This window comes from Haloplanus sp. C73, from assembly GCF_051195115.1.
Lineage (GTDB): Archaea > Halobacteriota > Halobacteria > Halobacteriales > Haloferacaceae > Haloplanus.
The window spans coordinates 627,075-642,733 of sequence record NZ_JBNTJZ010000001.1 but is presented as its reverse complement, the minus strand read 5'-3'; the positions used below and the strand labels follow the sequence as shown (position 1 = coordinate 642,733).

16 protein-coding genes and 1 pseudogene are annotated in these 15,659 nt (G+C 67.3%); 9 read left to right on the top strand and 8 right to left on the bottom strand.

Going from position 1 to position 15,659, the window contains the following annotated elements; genetic code table 11:
• Window positions 1–16 precede the first annotated feature (16 nt).
• A complete protein-coding gene (locus ACQUSQ_RS03440) occupies window positions 17–763 on the top strand; it encodes a cell surface protein (protein ID WP_435067096.1) in 747 nt (248 codons plus the stop codon).
• The gene (locus ACQUSQ_RS03435; RefSeq protein WP_435067095.1) at window positions 763–1,185 is read left to right on the top strand and encodes a hypothetical protein; all 423 of its coding nucleotides are present in this window, start codon (window positions 763–765) and stop codon (window positions 1,183–1,185) included. The genes ACQUSQ_RS03440 and ACQUSQ_RS03435 overlap by 1 nt, the downstream gene beginning before the upstream one ends.
• Before the next feature lie 194 nt (window positions 1,186–1,379).
• Here the strand turns inward: ACQUSQ_RS03435 and ACQUSQ_RS03430 are convergent, their stop codons facing one another.
• The 4 genes from ACQUSQ_RS03430 to gatC are packed head-to-tail and all read right to left on the bottom strand — an operon-like array spanning window position 1,380 to window position 5,291.
• Complete coding sequence (locus tag ACQUSQ_RS03430) at window positions 1,380–3,032, bottom strand: potassium transporter TrkG (RefSeq protein WP_435067094.1); 1,653 nt, start codon at window positions 3,030–3,032, stop codon at window positions 1,380–1,382.
• Window positions 3,032–3,706 (bottom strand): potassium channel family protein, encoded by a 675-nt coding sequence (locus ACQUSQ_RS03425; protein ID WP_435067093.1) that lies wholly within the window; start codon window positions 3,704–3,706, stop codon window positions 3,032–3,034. The genes ACQUSQ_RS03430 and ACQUSQ_RS03425 overlap by 1 nt, the downstream gene beginning before the upstream one ends.
• Window positions 3,707–3,747: 41 nt before the next feature.
• Entirely contained in the window at window positions 3,748–5,016 is a 1,269-nt protein-coding gene (gatA, locus tag ACQUSQ_RS03420) for an Asp-tRNA(Asn)/Glu-tRNA(Gln) amidotransferase subunit GatA (protein ID WP_435067092.1), read from the bottom strand.
• Window positions 5,013–5,291 (bottom strand): Asp-tRNA(Asn)/Glu-tRNA(Gln) amidotransferase subunit GatC, encoded by a 279-nt coding sequence (gatC, locus tag ACQUSQ_RS03415; protein ID WP_435067091.1) that lies wholly within the window; start codon window positions 5,289–5,291, stop codon window positions 5,013–5,015. The genes gatA and gatC overlap by 4 nt, the downstream gene beginning before the upstream one ends.
• A 96-nt stretch (window positions 5,292–5,387) precedes the next feature.
• Between gatC and trpB the strand changes: the two genes are divergently transcribed.
• From trpB to ACQUSQ_RS03395, 4 genes are all read left to right on the top strand, one after another.
• The gene (gene trpB / locus ACQUSQ_RS03410) at window positions 5,388–6,539 is read left to right on the top strand and encodes a tryptophan synthase subunit beta (protein ID WP_435067090.1); all 1,152 of its coding nucleotides are present in this window, start codon (window positions 5,388–5,390) and stop codon (window positions 6,537–6,539) included.
• A 362-nt stretch (window positions 6,540–6,901) separates the two neighbouring features.
• The gene (locus ACQUSQ_RS03405) at window positions 6,902–7,330 is read left to right on the top strand and encodes a GlcG/HbpS family heme-binding protein (protein WP_435067089.1); all 429 of its coding nucleotides are present in this window, start codon (window positions 6,902–6,904) and stop codon (window positions 7,328–7,330) included.
• 5 nt (window positions 7,331–7,335) lie between these two features.
• Entirely contained in the window at window positions 7,336–8,496 is a 1,161-nt protein-coding gene (locus tag ACQUSQ_RS03400) for a glutathione-independent formaldehyde dehydrogenase (RefSeq protein ID WP_435067269.1), read from the top strand.
• Window positions 8,497–8,553: 57 nt separating this feature from the next.
• Window positions 8,554–8,712 carry a hypothetical protein gene (locus ACQUSQ_RS03395; RefSeq protein WP_435067088.1) on the top strand — a complete coding sequence of 53 codons (159 nt, stop codon included), beginning with the start codon at window positions 8,554–8,556 and terminating at the stop codon, window positions 8,710–8,712.
• Window positions 8,713–8,715: 3 nt separating this feature from the next.
• Here the strand turns inward: ACQUSQ_RS03395 and ACQUSQ_RS03390 are convergent, their stop codons facing one another.
• Window positions 8,716–9,819, bottom strand: a complete 1,104-nt coding sequence (locus tag ACQUSQ_RS03390; protein ID WP_435067087.1) for a CobW family GTP-binding protein — start codon at window positions 9,817–9,819, stop codon at window positions 8,716–8,718.
• 155 nt (window positions 9,820–9,974) lie between these two features.
• On the opposite strand from ACQUSQ_RS03390, the gene ACQUSQ_RS03385 reads away from it, so the two are divergent.
• Window positions 9,975–10,961 (top strand): transcription initiation factor IIB, encoded by a 987-nt coding sequence (locus tag ACQUSQ_RS03385; RefSeq protein ID WP_435067086.1) that lies wholly within the window; start codon window positions 9,975–9,977, stop codon window positions 10,959–10,961.
• 7 nt (window positions 10,962–10,968) lie between these two features.
• Here the strand turns inward: ACQUSQ_RS03385 and ACQUSQ_RS03380 are convergent, their stop codons facing one another.
• The gene (locus ACQUSQ_RS03380) at window positions 10,969–11,115 is read right to left on the bottom strand and encodes a hypothetical protein (RefSeq protein ID WP_435067085.1); all 147 of its coding nucleotides are present in this window, start codon (window positions 11,113–11,115) and stop codon (window positions 10,969–10,971) included.
• An 86-nt stretch (window positions 11,116–11,201) separates the two neighbouring features.
• Between ACQUSQ_RS03380 and ACQUSQ_RS03375 the strand changes: the two genes are divergently transcribed.
• Complete coding sequence (locus ACQUSQ_RS03375) at window positions 11,202–11,663, top strand: NUDIX domain-containing protein (RefSeq protein ID WP_435067084.1); 462 nt, start codon at window positions 11,202–11,204, stop codon at window positions 11,661–11,663.
• On the opposite strand, the gene ACQUSQ_RS03370 is transcribed toward ACQUSQ_RS03375, so the two are convergent.
• Entirely contained in the window at window positions 11,660–12,730 is a 1,071-nt protein-coding gene (locus ACQUSQ_RS03370) for an asparagine synthase C-terminal domain-containing protein (protein WP_435067267.1), read from the bottom strand. The genes ACQUSQ_RS03375 and ACQUSQ_RS03370 overlap by 4 nt on opposite strands.
• Window positions 12,730–13,413, bottom strand: a complete 684-nt coding sequence (locus ACQUSQ_RS03365) for a PHP domain-containing protein (protein WP_435067083.1) — start codon at window positions 13,411–13,413, stop codon at window positions 12,730–12,732. Before ACQUSQ_RS03365 ends, ACQUSQ_RS03370 begins: the two co-directional genes overlap by 1 nt.
• A 90-nt stretch (window positions 13,414–13,503) precedes the next feature.
• On the opposite strand from ACQUSQ_RS03365, the pseudogene purL reads away from it, so the two are divergent.
• A pseudogene (gene purL, locus ACQUSQ_RS03360) lies at window positions 13,504–15,624 on the top strand (phosphoribosylformylglycinamidine synthase subunit PurL); the annotation flags it as partial.
• Window positions 15,625–15,659 lie beyond the last annotated feature (35 nt).

The window sequence follows — 15,659 nt, the reverse complement described above, 5'->3', positions numbered from 1 at the left end:
ACTCACTTCACCACTCATGATTCCACACGTTCGTTCCAGTCCGAGTTCACGCTCGACGTCGATCACCGGTCGTCGCGTCGCCGTCGTCGCACTGGCGGTGTGTGCCCTCCTCGCCGTTGCGGCGACGGGCGCCGTCACGGCACAGAGCGACCAGCCCGCCGTCGTCGTCACCGACGCCACCACGACGACGGGCGACACGACCACCGTCGGCATCGTCCTCACGACAGCCCCGGACGGGCTAGCGGGCTACTACCTCGACGTGAGCGTCGAGACGGCCGGCACCGCGCGTATCGAATCGGCGAGCTACCCCGACCGGTTCGGGCTGACGACCGAGCCACAGGTCAGTGACGACGGCGCGACGGTCACGCTCGAAGCGGCAGACATGGAGGGCGCCATCGAACCCGGCGCGACCGACGTGACGCTGGCGACGGTCGAACTCGCTGGCGCCGCGTCGGGTGACACGGAACTCACCGTCCGCCCCCGGCAGTTCGACGCCGACACCGGAGAGGCCTTCCAGCCGGCCACGCAGGCGGGCACGGTCACCGTGACCGGGGCGACTGACAGCACCGCGGCGGCCGACAGTTCCGCGTCGGAGATGGACGATTCGGATGGCGCCAGTCAGCAGCAGACGCCCGCCGACGGCGACGAATCGACTCGAACGACCACCCCGGCACCGACCACCGGGTTCGGGACTCTCTCCACGACGCTCGTCGGCGTCGCCTTCGCGGTCCTGACCCTCGGTGCCCTCTGGCGACGAGACTAATGTCCACGCACACACACGACCCGACGGACGGCACAGCATCGACCTATCGCAACTACGTCCTCGACGTCCGAGTCGTCGAGGCGACGACCGACGACGGCGAGACGGGCTACCGGTTCGAGGCCCCAAAGCACGACGGGGTGACGTTCGACGACCCCGAGATGGCGACGCTCTACGCCGACGTCTACTTCGACGTCAACGGCTTCGCGGAGGACGGCGTCGGTGACCGGGGCGTGCCGCCGGCCATCATTCAGGCGGGGCGGGACACGCTCGCCGCGTACTTCCTCACCCAGTCGTACGCGGACGCGCACTGGGTCGCGTCGTTCTACGGCGAGAAACCGGAGAAGGTCGACCGCTACGTCAACCGAGTCCGCAAGCGGGCGGACCGAATTCGGGAGGGGACACGAGAGCGAGGCCACGTCTGACGCCCCGAATATCGTAACTGAGAACTCGGGGCATACCGTTATATCTGCGCCCGGCGGTCGTTGCAGTGGGCGGTCCGATTCGACGCCGGGGCGACGTCTGTCGTCCGGCCGACCGACGTGACGCGCTTCCGGGGGGAACGCGTCATCTATCGAATCGGGGCGCCTCTCGCGTGTGACAATCGCCCTCCCTTTCGTTACGGGTCCAGTCCGTAGAGTGCCGACCGAGCGAAGACGAGGACGGGAATGATTTCTAGTCGGCCAACCCACATGTTGACGAGGAAGGCCGCTTCGGCGGCGGCGGGCATCGAGGGGCCGGTAATCCCCGTCGAGAGGCCGACGTTCCCCTGTGCGCTCGCCACCTCGAACAGCGCGTCGGCGTAGGTGAACTCCGCCCCCACGACGTTGACGAGGAGGAGACTGCTCGCGACGAGGAGCAGTAGCCAGAGCAGGGAGACGATGGCCGCCTCGCTGAATTCGCGCTCCATGGTCTCCCGGTCGAGCAATCGGTCGCCGATGTGGGCGTGGACGACAGCGTTCGGCGGCAGGAACACCCGCGAGAACTGCCACTTGATGCCGCGGACGATGGTGTAGCCACGGATGATTTTCAGGCCGCCGACCGTCGACCCGGCGGCGCCACCGAGCGTCATCGCGCCCGCGACGAGGAGTTTGCCGCCCGCGGCCCAGTCGCCGATGGGCGCCGACTGGAAGCCCGTACACGAGAGGGCGCTCACGAACTGAAACGTCGAGTCACGGACCGCGTCGGCGACGGGTGCCGGGACGCCTACCGAGCGGAGGCCGGCGTAGTTCGCCGTCCCGGTGAACGAACCGGCCGGCAGCGTGACGGCGTTCTGAATGGAGAGGACGACGGCGCCGACGGCGAGGAGGACGAACAGCCATCGCGTCTGGAGGTCGCTCCAGAGTTGGCTCACGTCGCGGTCCGCGAGGACGGCGTAGTGTACGGGGAAGGCGATGGCGCCGATGGTCATCACCGGCAGCAGCGCCGTCTCGATGAGCGGCGAGTCGTAGGTGGCGACGGAGTTGTCGGTGACGCTGAACCCGCCGGTCGACAGCCCCGTCATGGCGTGGTTGAGCGCCTGCCATCCCGCCTGCCAGAGCGGGAGCGACGAGCCGTAGTCACTCAGGCGGATAGCGACGAAAAGCGCCACGACCGAGAGGAGCGTGTAGCCGAGAAAGAGCTTCCAGACCGTCCGAACCGTCGAGACGATGCTCGGATGGATGCGCTCCTCGCGTGCTTCGCTCTGGTAGAGCGCGTAACTCCCACTGCCGGGGCGCGCGAGGATGGTCACTGTCAGCACGATGACGCCGACGCCGCCGACGTACTGAATCAGCGACCGCCACCACTGAATCGTCCGCGGGAGCGAGGGCTCGTGGGTAGCCATCGTGAGTCCGCTCCCGGTCCACCCGCTCATGCTCTCGAAGAGGGCGTGCAGCGGGTCACGGAAGACGTAGAGACTCGACGTGGCGTAGTCGGCCCCGGCGGGGACGAACCCGGCGGCGACGGCCTGCGGCGTCAGCGACGCGGTCAGGAAGAAGGGGAGCGCGCCGAAGACGGCAGTCGAAAGCCACCCCGCCGCGGCGACGACCATCCCGTGTTTCAGTCGAGGCTCGGGGGCCTCGGCAAAGCGGCGCCGGGCCGCCATCCCGACGGCCCCCGTCAGCACTCCCGCGAGGAGGAAGGCCCCGGCGGCGTAGAACTCGCGGGCGAGGACTGCGACGCCGATTGAGAGACCCATCAGCCCGGACTGCATGACGAGCAGCGACCCCACGTCCCGAGTGATGGTCGCGAGGTCCGCGGGGACGCCAGCGACGGTGCGACGCCGGGGCATCACTCGTCACCGGGGTCGAACGCCGCCGTCACGCCGTCGGTCGCGCCGCTCGACGCGTAGACGGTCAGGCGGTCGCCCGGCTGGAGCGTCGTGTTGCCGCGCGGAACAACGGGCGTGTCCGTGTCCGCTCGCTCGATGGCGACGATGAAGAGGTCGTCGCCGAGCAGTCCGGCTTCGTCGGCATCCCGGATAGTTTGGCCGGCAACCGGAGCGTCGGCCGCGACGTCGATTTCGAACACCTCCGCCTGCTCGCCCACCCGCATGTAATCGACGATGGAGGGTCGCTCGACCGCTCGGTAGAGATACTCGGCGATGAGCCGCTGGGGGTTCTGCATCGTGTTGACGCCGATGCGCTCGAACAGGCCCATGTGGTCGGGGTCGTGGACGACCGAGACGACGTTCGGCACGTCGAGTTCCTGACTGAGCAGACAGACCATGATGTTGACGGCGTCGCGGTCCGTCGTCGAGATGAGGGCGTCCGCCCGGTCGGTGCCCGCGTCAATGAGGGTGTCCTTGACCGTCGCGTCGTCGTTGATGACCAGACAGTCGTAGTTCGCGGCGCGTTCGGCGCGCGCCTCGTCGCGTTCGACGACGACCACTTCGTTGCCACTCTTCGTGGCGACTTCGATAAGCGGGGTCCCGATGTCACCGGCGCCGACGATGACGATATACATTCGGAGGAGTGTGACCGGTGTCGCGAGGAAAAACTACCGCCTCACTCCAGCGCGCTCGCCGCGCGGATGATGGCCCGCTCACCGAAGGCGGGGCCAATCAACTGCAGGCCGACGGGGAGGCCGTCGGCGCGACCCGCCGGGACGGAGATGGCGGGCAGGTTGGCGAGGTTGACCGGCACCGTGTTGGCGTCGGCGAGATACATCTGGAGCGGGTCGTCGAGGCTCTCGCCCAGTTCGAACGGGAGGACGGGCATCGTCGGCGACGCGAGGACGTCCGCCTCCGCGAGCGCCTCGTCGAAGTCCTGCTTGAGCCACGCGCGGGCGTCCTGTGCCTTCGCGTAGTACTTGTCGTGATAGCCCGCCGAGAGCGCGTACGTCCCGAGGAGGATGCGGCGCTTGACCTCGTCGCCGAAGCCCTCCTCACGAATCTCGGCGAACGCTTCGTTCCAGTTGCCCTCCGCGTCGACGTCGGGTCCGTAGCGCACGCCGTCGAAGCGCGCGAGGTTGGACGACGCCTCCGACATGGCGATGACGTAGTACGCCTGCACGGCGCGCTCGATGGACGGCAGACTCACCTCGTGGGTCTCGGCGCCCTGTGCTTCGAGGTCCGCGAGGGCGTCCTCGAACGTCTCGACGACGCGCTCGTCGGCGCCCTCGACGAGTTCGGTCGGGACGCCGATAGTCAGGCCCTCCACGTCGCCGTCGGCGGCGCTCGCGTAGTCGGTGTCGGCACCCGCCTCGCGCGTGGTGGCGTCTCGCTCGTCGGGGCCGGCGATGACGTCGAGCACTTCGGCGGCGTCCTCGACGGTCGGTGCCAGCGGCCCGATTTGTTCGAGCGAGTTGGCGTAGGCCACCAGCCCGTAGCGGGAGACGAGGCCGTAGGTCGGCTTGATGCCGACGACGCCACAGAACGCGGCCGGACAGCGAATCGACCCGCCGGTGTCGCTTCCGAGCGCCACGTCCGCCTCGCCGGCGGCGACGGCGGCCGCGCTCCCCCCGGAGGAGCCGCCGGGCACGCGCGACTCGTCGACGGGGTTCGTCGTCGGCCCGAACGCCGACGTCTCCGTGGTCGTTCCCATCCCGAACTCGTCCATGTTGGTCTTGCCGACGAGCGTCGCGCCGGCGTCTTTCAGCCGCTCGACGACCGTCGCGTCGTACGGCGGGACGTAGTCGGCGAGCATCTCGGAGCCACAGGTCGTCCGGACGCCCTCGGTCGAGATGTTGTCCTTGACCGCGACGGCGTAGTCCGCGAGTGGGCCGTCGTCGGCGCCGTCGATAGTCGTCTCGGTGATGAAGGCGTCGTGGCTCATGAGACGCTCGGTCCCTTGAAGTAGCCGTCCTCGGTTTCCGGGGCGTTCTGGAGCGCCTCCTCCTGCGTCAGTCCCTCGCGAACCTCGTCGGGGCGCATGACGTTCACCAAGTCGGCCTCGGCGTCCACCTCGGGCACGTCGTCGAGGGCGTCGAAGTGCGAGAGAATGTCGGCGAACTGCACGGCGAAGCGGTCCACCTCCTCCTCGTCGAGGTCGATTCGGGCGAGGTCGGCCACGTGGCGCACCTCGTCGGAATCGACGGGCGTCTCGCTCATGTCTCTGGGGACTGCCGGCCCGGCACTAAGGGTTTCGGTCCGGACGCTGGCGCCGGCTAGTAGCGCTTATGTGAGTCGGGTGAGCATCCTCCCCCGATGGTTGACGGAACCTTCGACGGCTACGGTGGCCGTCACGTCCCCGAAGCGCTCGAAGGGCCCCTCGAACACCTCGCGAACGCGTACGATGAGGTTGCGGAGACGGAGTCGTTCCAGTCGGACCTGCGCGACCTGTTAGAGGATTTCGCCGGACGACCGACGCCGATACACTACGCCCGCAACCTCAGCGAGCGCTACGGCGCCGACATCTACCTCAAGCGGGAGGACCTGCTCCACGGCGGCGCCCACAAAATCAACAACACGCTCGGACAGGCCCTCCTCGCGAAGCGGGCGGGCAAGTCCCGACTCATCGCCGAGACGGGCGCCGGTCAACACGGGACGGCGACGGCGATGGCCGGTGCGCTCATGGGCCTCGACACGGAGATTTACATGGGGAAGAAAGACGTCGAGCGCCAGAAGATGAACGTCTTCCGGATGCGGCTGATGGGCGCGACGGTCAACGAGGTGACCCGTGGCGGGTCGGGCCTCGCCGACGCCGTCGACGCCGCCCTCGAAGACATGGCGGAGAACATCGAGGACACTCACTATTTGGTCGGGAGCGTCGTCGGCCCCGACCCGTTCCCGCGGATGGTCCGAGACTTCCAATCGGTCATCGGCGAGGAGGCGCGCCAGCAGATGCTCGACCGCACCGGGTCGCTCCCGGACGCGGCCGTCGCCTGCGTCGGCGGGGGGTCGAACGCCATCGGCCTGTTCCACGCCTTCCGCGACGACGACGTGGCTTTCTACGGCGCCGAGGGCGGCGGCGAGGGCGAAGGCTCGGGTCGACACGCCGCTCCGCTCGCCGAGGGGACTGACGACGTCATCCACGGCATGAAGACTCGCGTCCTCGACGAGGAGACGGACGTCCACTCGGTTTCTGCGGGCCTCGATTACCCCGGTGTCGGCCCCGAACACGCCATGTTCCGGTCGGTCGGTCGCGCGACGTACACCGCCGTCACCGACGACGAGGCGCTCGCCGCGTTCCGCGAACTCTCGGAGACGGAGGGCATCATCCCGGCGCTCGAATCGAGTCACGGCGTGGCGCTCGCAATCGAACTGGCCGAACAGGGCGACCACGACAGCATCCTCGTGAACCTCTCCGGGCGAGGGGACAAGGACATGGAGACGGCCGCGGCGCACTTCGACCTGTAGGCGCCAGCGTCGTTTTCCCGGACTGAACGGCCTCCGCTCAGTCCCCGTTCCGGCGGCAGTCGAGCGACAATCAGCACCGAGTTTGTTTAGGCTTGCCAAATTGGTGCGCGTAGGCGGGTGAACCGCCAGTTTCCGCTAACAACAATTTGTAAGTAGTTTTGATTACCTCACGGATGGTTGTTAACGGCACTCAGGATACGTTATTCCTCGGCTACGGATGGATAAAAGTGTGCTATACGGGTATTAAAGAGAGGATACTGGCGAATTAGGCCGGTCTTCCCTCCGCCCTCGGTTGCATTTCGCCCGACAACGGTATGTAAAGGCAAATGTTTATGATGGCGGCTTCGCAATAGACGAGTGCAATGGTTCAGTCTATAACTCTTGACACGGCAACGCAGTTGATTGAAGCGGCCAAGGAGAAGGCCGAGGAAATCGACAACCCGATGGTAATCGCGGTTACCAACAGCGAGGGCAACCTCATCGCACAGCACCGGATGGACGGCGCGTGGCTCGCCTCCGTCTCCATCTCGCGAAACAAGGCCTACACCTCGGCGGCGCTCGACATGCCGACTCACGAACTCGCCGAGCCGTCCGAGCCCGGTAACTCCCTCTACGGTCTGCAGACGACAGACGAGGGACGCATCGTCATCTTCGGCGGCGGCTATCCGCTCATGAACGAAGAGGGCGACGTCGTCGGCGCGTTCGGTGTCTCCGGCGGCGCCGTCTCGCAGGACATGGAAGTCGCCGAAGCGGGCGTCGAACACTGGGAGTCCATCCGAGGTGACCTCTAATGTCGATGAACGCAGTCGTCTACAAGGGTCCGCACGAAGTGGCCGTCGAGGAAGTCGACGAGCCCGAGATTGAGCACCCCAACGACGTCATCATCGACATCACGACGACGTGTATCTGTGGCTCCGACCTCCACATGTACGAGGGTCGAACGGCCGCGGAACCGGGCATCGTCTTCGGGCACGAGAACATGGGCATCGTCGAAGAGGTCGGCGATGCAGTATCCAGCCTCGAAGTCGGTGACCGCGTCGTCGCTCCGTTCAACGTCGCCTGTGGTCACTGTGAGAACTGTGAGAACGGCTACACGGGCTTCTGTACGAACGTCAACCCCGGCTTCGCCGGCGGTGCGTACGGCTACGTCGCGATGGGTCCGTACAAGGGCGGGCAGGCGGAGAAGCTCCGCATCCCGTACGCGGACTTCAACGCGCTGAAGCTCCCCGAAGGGACCGAACACGAGGACTCCTTCGCGCTCCTCGCAGACATCTTCCCGACGGGATGGCACGGCACCGAACTCGCCAACCTCGAAGCCGGTGACTCGGTCGCCGTCTACGGCGCCGGTCCGGTCGGTCTGATGGCCGCCTACAGCGCGAAGCTCAAGGGCGCCTCCGAAATCTACATCGTGGACCGCGTCCCGAGCCGTCTCGAACTCGCCGAGGAACACTGCGACGCGACGCCCATCAACTTCGAGGAGGGCGACCCGGTCGAGCAAATCAAGGACCTGCACGGCGGCGGCGTCGACAAGGGCGTCGACGCAGTCGGCTACCAGGCCGTTGACCCCGACAAGGAAGGCAGCGGCGACGCGTACGACCCGGCCCGCGAGAACCCCGCGGTCGTCATCAACAACCTGATTCGGACGGTCAAGCCGACCGGCGAACTCGGCATTCCGGGCCTCTACGTCCCGGAAGACCCCGGCGCACCGGACGACATGGCCGCACAGGGCCGCATCGGCATCGACTTCGGCCTCCTCTTCGAGAAGGGCCAGGCGCTCGGTACCGGTCAGTGTAACGTCAAGGAGTACAACCGCGAACTCCGCGACATGATTGTCGCCGGCCGTGCCGACCCGAGCTGGGTCGTGTCCCACCGCGTCGACCTCGAAGACGCGCCGGACATGTACGAGGCCTTCGACAACCGCGAGGAAGGCGTGACGAAGGTTCTCCTCGAACCGTAGGTCCGTCGTCCCGCTGACCGCGACAGCTCTATTACCAGCCCGCGATTATTTCAACACATGTGCCAGTACTGTAGCTACCGTTTACACTCCGGGTGGACGCAGTTGCTCTCGTACGACCAGACGTATCAAACGACGATAGAGCCCGAATCCGAATCGACCTACGGCTTCCACGAGTCGTGGGACGACCTTCGCGACGACGTGGGTCTCGGCGCGTAGTCGTTAGGATTCTCGCGGGAACGGGTCGTCCTCGTACGACGCCGCCCGCTCCGCCTCGTCGGCCAGACAGTCGTCGAGTTCGGCCGTGATAGCCTCGCTGTCGAGATTGCGGCCGATTATCACGAGTCGCGTTCCCGGTTCGTCTTGCCCCCACTCACCGATTGGTCCCGCCTGCACGGCCGGCCCGGCCTGACTCACGCCGACGACCGTCTCGGGTCGGCTCGCGACCCACGCGAACCCCTTCATGCGGACGATGTCGCCCTCCCACTCGTCGAGCCAGCTATTGAAGCGCTCGGGGTGGAACGGCTTCGTTCGACGGTAGACGAAGGACTCGACGCCGTGAGCCGCGGCCGCTGGCTGATCGCCGTGGTCGTGGCCGTGGCCGTCTTCGGCCTCGGCGAGCGCTTGTTTCCACCCTTGCTGTCGTTTCGCGGATTCGAAGTCGAAGCGTCCGGTGCCGAGGACGGCCGCGGGGTCGACGTCGGAGTTCGTCGTTCGATAGAGCTCTGCCCGCGGCTGAAGCTCTCGAATCGCCTCCTCGACGGCGTCGAGTTCGTCGTCCGGAACCAGGTCGCATTTGTTCAGCAGGAGGACGTCACAGAACTCGATTTGGTCGACGAGAACCTCCGTCAGCGGTCGCTCGGGGGTCGGCGCCTCGTCGGGCAGCGTCTCCGAGGGGTCGAACGCCTTCCAGAAGCCGTAGGCGTCTACGACCGAGACGGTGGTGTCGAGGTGGAACCGGTCGTCGAGTACGCTCTCGTCCGTGCCGACGGTCAGCGTCCGCGCGATGGGGATGGGCTCGCTGATGCCCGAGGCTTCGATGACGAGATAGTCGAAGTCGCGCTCGTCGGCGAGACGGGTCGCTTCGGTCACGAGGTCGTCCTGCAGTCGACAGCAGATACAGCCGTTCGAGAGGTCGATGACGCCGTCTTCGCTCTCCTGTGACAGGAGTTCGGCGTCGACGTTCACCTCGCCCATGTCGTTGACGATGACGGCGATGCGTCTGTCTCCGGGGTTGTTCAGGAGACGGTTGACGAGCGTCGTCTTTCCAGCGCCGAGCGGGCCGCTGATGAGTGTGATGGGAATCGTTGTGTCGTCGGTGGACATGACGTTTCTATCGAAGAGCCGGGCAGGTATTAACCCCATGTCGTCGGCGGTTCGGAGAGGGTGCCGCTGCCGATTCTCCTATAACAACTCCGACAGACTTAACTGTTTGCCCTGAATTACTGTCTGTATAGAGCCGTTTTGCTCACTGATACCCAATGACCGATAGCGTACGCGGTTACACGACCGAGCGCTCACGCGCGCGCGAGAGCGAGGACGAAGCCGAGAGTACCGACAGCAGTGAACAGTTGCAGTGTCCCGAATGCGGCGGCCAACTCACCACGGACACGGAACACGGCGAGACGGTGTGTGCCGACTGCGGGCTCGTGGTCGAAGAGGACGAAATCGACCACGGCCCCGAGTGGCGCGCCTTCGACTCCAAGGAGAAAGACCAGAAGTCCCGCGTCGGCGCCCCGACGACACAGATGATGCACGACAAGGGGCTGTCGACGAACATCGGTTGGCAGGACAAAGACGCCTACGGCAAGACGCTCTCCTCGCGACAGCGCGAGAAGATGCAGCGTCTGCGCACGTGGAACGAGCGCTTCCGCACCCGCGACTCGAAAGAACGCAACCTGAAGCAGGCGCTCGGCGAAATCGACCGGATGGCCTCTGCGCTCGGCCTACCCGAGAACGTCCGCGAGACGGCCAGCGTCATCTACCGCCGCGCCCTCTCCGACGACTTGCTTCCGGGCCGCTCCATCGAGGGCGTCGCCACGAGCGCGCTCTACGCCGCCGCTCGACAGGCCGGCACTCCCCGCTCGCTCGACGAAATCGCCACCGTCTCCCGCGTCGAGAAGGACGAGATTGCGCGGACCTACCGCTACGTCGTCCGCGAACTCGGCCTCGAAATCCAGCCTGCCGACCCCGAGCAGTACGTTCCCCGATTCGCCTCCGAACTCGAACTCTCCGACGAGTCCGAGCGCCGCGCTCGCGACCTGTTGAAAACCGCCAAGGAGCAGGGCGTCCACAGCGGCAAGAGTCCCGTCGGCCTCGCCGCCGCCGCCATCTACGCCGCCGCCCTCCTCACCAACGAGAAGGTGACCCAGAGCGAAGTGAGCGAGGTGGCCAACATCAGCGAAGTGACGATTCGCAACCGCTACCACGAACTGCTCGAAGCCGAAGAGAAGATTCAGGTTCCCTAATCTCCGGCTATTCGTGCTCGATGCTCACCGGGGCGTCGGGCGGGAGGACGATTGTGACGTCGTCACCCGAGAGGTCGATTTCTATGGTCCCGACCGTCGAATCGACGGGTATCGTCCGGTCTAGATAGTCGTCTGTGATGCGTACGTGCGTCATCGGAGGGCCCCTAATAGCGTATCCGTGTCAATTAACAAAAAGCTACGCGTCGCAACGCCGATACGGACGGCGTCTCATGCCTCCCTATGGAGACGACGCGACACTTCACCGCGACGATTTATCTCGTCGCCGACGGCGCCATCGCACTCCACGACCACCCGCGACTCGGCATTCACCTGCCGCCCGGCGGCCACGTCGAACGCGGGGAACTCCCTCACGAGGCGGCGCTCCGTGAAGCGCGCGAGGAGACGGGGTTGGAGCCGACGCTGTTGACCGACCACGACGACGTGCGGTCGGAGACGGCGCGGGCCATCCCCCGCCCGCGACACCTGATGCTCGCGGACGTGAACATCTGTAACGGCGAGGTAGGCCACCAGCACGTAGACCACGTCTTCTACGCGACTGTCGAGGACCGGGCCATCGACCCCGAACCCGGCGAGGCCGGGGCGGCGGCGTGGGACTGGTACGACGCGGCGGCGCTCCGTGCCGAAGACATCGACCCCGACGTGCGCGAACTCGGGTTAGAGGCTATCGACGTGGCGGATTAAGCCAGCGAGCGGATATACTGGCCGAGATGGTCGTCCATCCGGCGCTTGAACCCCGCCTGCCGAGCGAGGCGGTCGAGTTCGCGCGAGACGAGACTGCCGTACTGGACCGCCTTCTTGTCCGTCTCAACGAGCGACGGGGGGAGCCACTCGCTGGCCGCGCGGCGAAGCGCCACCTTCCGCTCGTCGGGGGTCGCGAGCAGGTGGTCGGGGAGCGGGAGCGCCGCCTCGACGACGCCGTCGGCGAGCAGCGGCGTTGCCGGTTCGACGCCAGCCGCCCGGAGCGCGAGTACGTCGCGTTCGAGTTGGTCGGGCAGGCTCTCGATTACCTCGCGAGTGGCGCCACGGACCGTCGTCGCGTCCACCCGGTCGTCGGCGGCCGGCTCGACGACTTTCGCGTAGCCGCCGAACAGTTCGTCCGCGCCCTGTCCGAGCGCGAGTCGGTCGAATCCGTCGGCCGCGGCGCGCTCGGCGACCAGATACAGCGGGAGGGCGATACAGACATCCATGGCGTTCGTCCGGCCCGTCGCGGCGACAACCTCGGGGACCGCTCGCTCCAAATCCTCGTGCGTGAGTTCGACCACGCGGAGGTCACGGTCCATCGTCTCGGCGGCGGCCCGCGCCGCGGCCACGTCGTGAGCGTCGGGGAAGCCGACGACGTAACAGGGGGCGTCGGGCGCGCCCCGAGCGACGAGCGCGGAGTCGACGCCGCCGGAGAAGGCCACGGCGAGGCCCTCGCCGTCGAGGCCCGTCAGCGAGTTGTCGATGGCCGCGCGGAGCGCGTCGATAGCGGCCGCGTCGTCAGTCGCGACCGGTGGGTCGGGGAGCGACCAGACGCGTCGGTCACCGTCGTCGTCGCGGACGTGGCCGGCGGGGACGGGCGTCGGGTCCGCGGCGTCGACGTCGCTCGGGGAAAATCCCCAGTCGTCGGGCGTGCCGAAAATCGGCTGGCGACCGAGTACGTCTCGGGCGAGCGCGCCGTCGAGGTGGCCGGCAAAGCCGTTCGTTCCGGGAAGTGGGTCGCCCGACTCGCGGGCCTCGCGGACCGTCTCGGGCGTGGCGCCGCGAATCACAGCCACTCGCCGATGGCTCTGAGAACGCGGCGTTTCGCCCCGCCGGCGGCCTGTCTGAAGCTGATGTGCCACGGCGTCCGCCGCCCCACGACGCTCGTGTGCCCCGCCGCGATGGCGTCGAGGATGCCCGCCGCCGAGCGGTCGTCGGTGTCGACTTCGGTGACCGCCTGCCCAACCATCTCGGCGATGTGGGCGTCGCTCCCGGCGGTCATGGGGAGGTCGTTGGCGATGGCAAAGCGCTCGGCCTTGCGGTTCGACCGCCCGGTGAGGAGTCGGGAGTTGTACACTTCGATGGCGTCCGCAGTCGCGAGCGTTTCGCGGGAGATGTGGGGCGCGACGCCGTGTCGCGAGGACTGAAACGGGTGGGGGACGACGGCGATGCCGCCCTGCTCGTGGATTCGGTCGAGCGTCGCCTCGAACGAGAGGCCGGCGGGGACGGCCTCGCGCACTCCAAGCGCGAGGACGTGGCCGACGGCGGTCGTAATCTCCATGCCGGGGATGCCAATCAGGCCGTAGTCGGGGGCCTGTTCCACCGCGTCGAGGCTGGCGGCGATTTCGTCGTGGTCGGTGACGGCGATGGCGTCGAGTCCCACCGACTCTGCCTGTTCCAGCAGATGCTCGACCGGGTCCCGGCCGTCGTGCGACAGCGACGAGTGCGTGTGCAACTCGACCGATAACACACGCGACGTGTCGATACGGGCGGTAAAAAGCGCGCCGATACGCGGCAGGCTAATGGAAAGACATTACCTCCGCAGCGTGAAAGACGGAGACGAATGAGCCTGTCCGACCCGGACCACGACCTCGTCGCCGCCGAACTCGGGCGGGACCCCACGCCCGCCGAGGCGGCGCTTTTCGAGAACCTCTGGAGCGAACACTGTGCGTATCGGTCGTCGCGCCCCCTCCTGTCGGCCTTCGACAGCGAGGCGGAACAGGTCGTCGTCGGCCCCGGCGACGACGCCGCCATCGTCTCACTCCCCACCCACGGCGACGGCGAGGAGACGTACGTCGCCATGGGTATCGAGAGCCACAACCACCCCTCGTACGTCGACCCGTACGACGGCGCGGCGACGGGCGTCGGCGGCATCGTCCGCGACATCCTCTCGATGGGCGCCTACCCCATCGCCCTGACCGACTCGCTCTACTTCGGCGGCTTCGACCGCGAGCACTCCCGCTATCTCTTCGAGGGAGTCGTCGAGGGCATCGCCGACTACGGCAACGCCATCGGCGTCCCGACGGTCGGCGGGAGCGTCGAGTTCCACGACGACTACGAGGGTAACCCGCTGGTGAACGTGGCCTGTGTCGGCCTCGTCTCCCCGGACCGACTCGTCACCGCCGAGGCGAAGTCGCCGGGCAACAAACTCGTCCTCGTCGGCAACGCCACGGGTCGCGACGGCCTCGGCGGCGCCTCCTTCGCCAGCGAGGACCTGAGCGAGGACGCCGAAACCGAGGACCGCCCCGCCGTGCAGGTGGGCGACCCCTACACGGAGAAACTCCTCATCGAGGCCAACGAGGCACTCGTCGACGCCGACCTGATTCGGGCGGCCCGTGACCTCGGCGCCGCGGGCCTCGGTGGCGCCTCCAGCGAACTCGTCGCCAAAGGGGGGCTCGGCGCCGAAATCGAACTCGAACGCGTCCATCAGCGCGAACCCAACATGTCCGCGCTCGAAATCCTGCTCGCAGAGTCTCAGGAGCGGATGTGTTACGAGGTTCGCCCCGAGGACGTCGAGGACGTCCGGGCGATTGCCGAGCGCTACGACCTCGGCTGTTCCGTCATCGGCGAGGTACGCGAGGGCAACTACGTCTGTACCTTCGAGGGGGAGACGGTCGTCGATGTGCCCGCCGAGTTCCTCGCGGACGGCGCGCCGATGAACGACCTGCCGATGGAAGAGCCGACGGAGGCCAGCCGTGACCTGCCCGACGCCGACCTCGAATCCGCGTTCGACGCCGTTCTCGGCAGTCCGAACACGGCGAGCAAGGCGTGGGTCTACCGCCAGTACGACCACGAGGTGGGGACGCGGACGGCGCGCCGCCCCGGCGACGACGCCGCCATCATGGCGATTCGAGAGGCCGGAACCGGCCTCGCACTCTCGGCGGGCGCGATTCCGGCGTGGACCGACGCCAACCCCTACGACGGCGCCCGCGGGGTCGCACTCGAGAACGCGACCAACATTGCGGCGAAAGGCGCCTCCCCCCACGCCGCGGTCGACTGCCTCAACGGCGGCAACCCCGAGAAACCGGACGTCTACGGCGGCTTCGGCGCCATCGTCGACGGCCTCGCGGACATGTGTCGGGACCTCGCGGTACCCGTCGTCGGCGGCAACGTCTCGCTGTACAACGACTCCGTCGCCGGCCCCATTCCGCCGACGCCGACGCTGGCGATGATTGGCGTCCGCGAGGGCTACGATGCGCCACCAATGGCCGTCTCGGGCGAGGGGACGCTCCTCGAAGTCGGCGCCCGCGGTGACGCACTCGGCGGGTCGACGTATCTCGCACAGGTGGGCGGGAGCGACGGCTTCCCCGACCTGCCGTCCGACCCGACGGCGGCCGTCGACGCCGTTCGCTCCGTCGCGAATCTGGACTCGACGCTCGCGACTCACGACGTGAGCCACGGCGGCCTCGCGGTGACGCTCGCGGAGATGGTCGCCGACGCCGGCGTCGACGCCAGCGTCGAGAGCGTCGAGGCCCTGTTCGACGAGACGCCCGGCCGTATCGTCGTCGAGACGACCGACCCCGAGGCGGTGCGGGCCGCCGCGGGCGACGTGCCCGTTCGCGAACTCGGCACCGCGACGGCCGATGCGACGCTGTCGCTGTCGGTCGGCGACGACGAACTCACTCGCGACGTCGACGCCATCGCGGAACTGCGTGACGTGATTGCGCGGGAACTGTCGTAACCGCCTATCGCCGTCGTTTAGTCAGGCGAGAGACA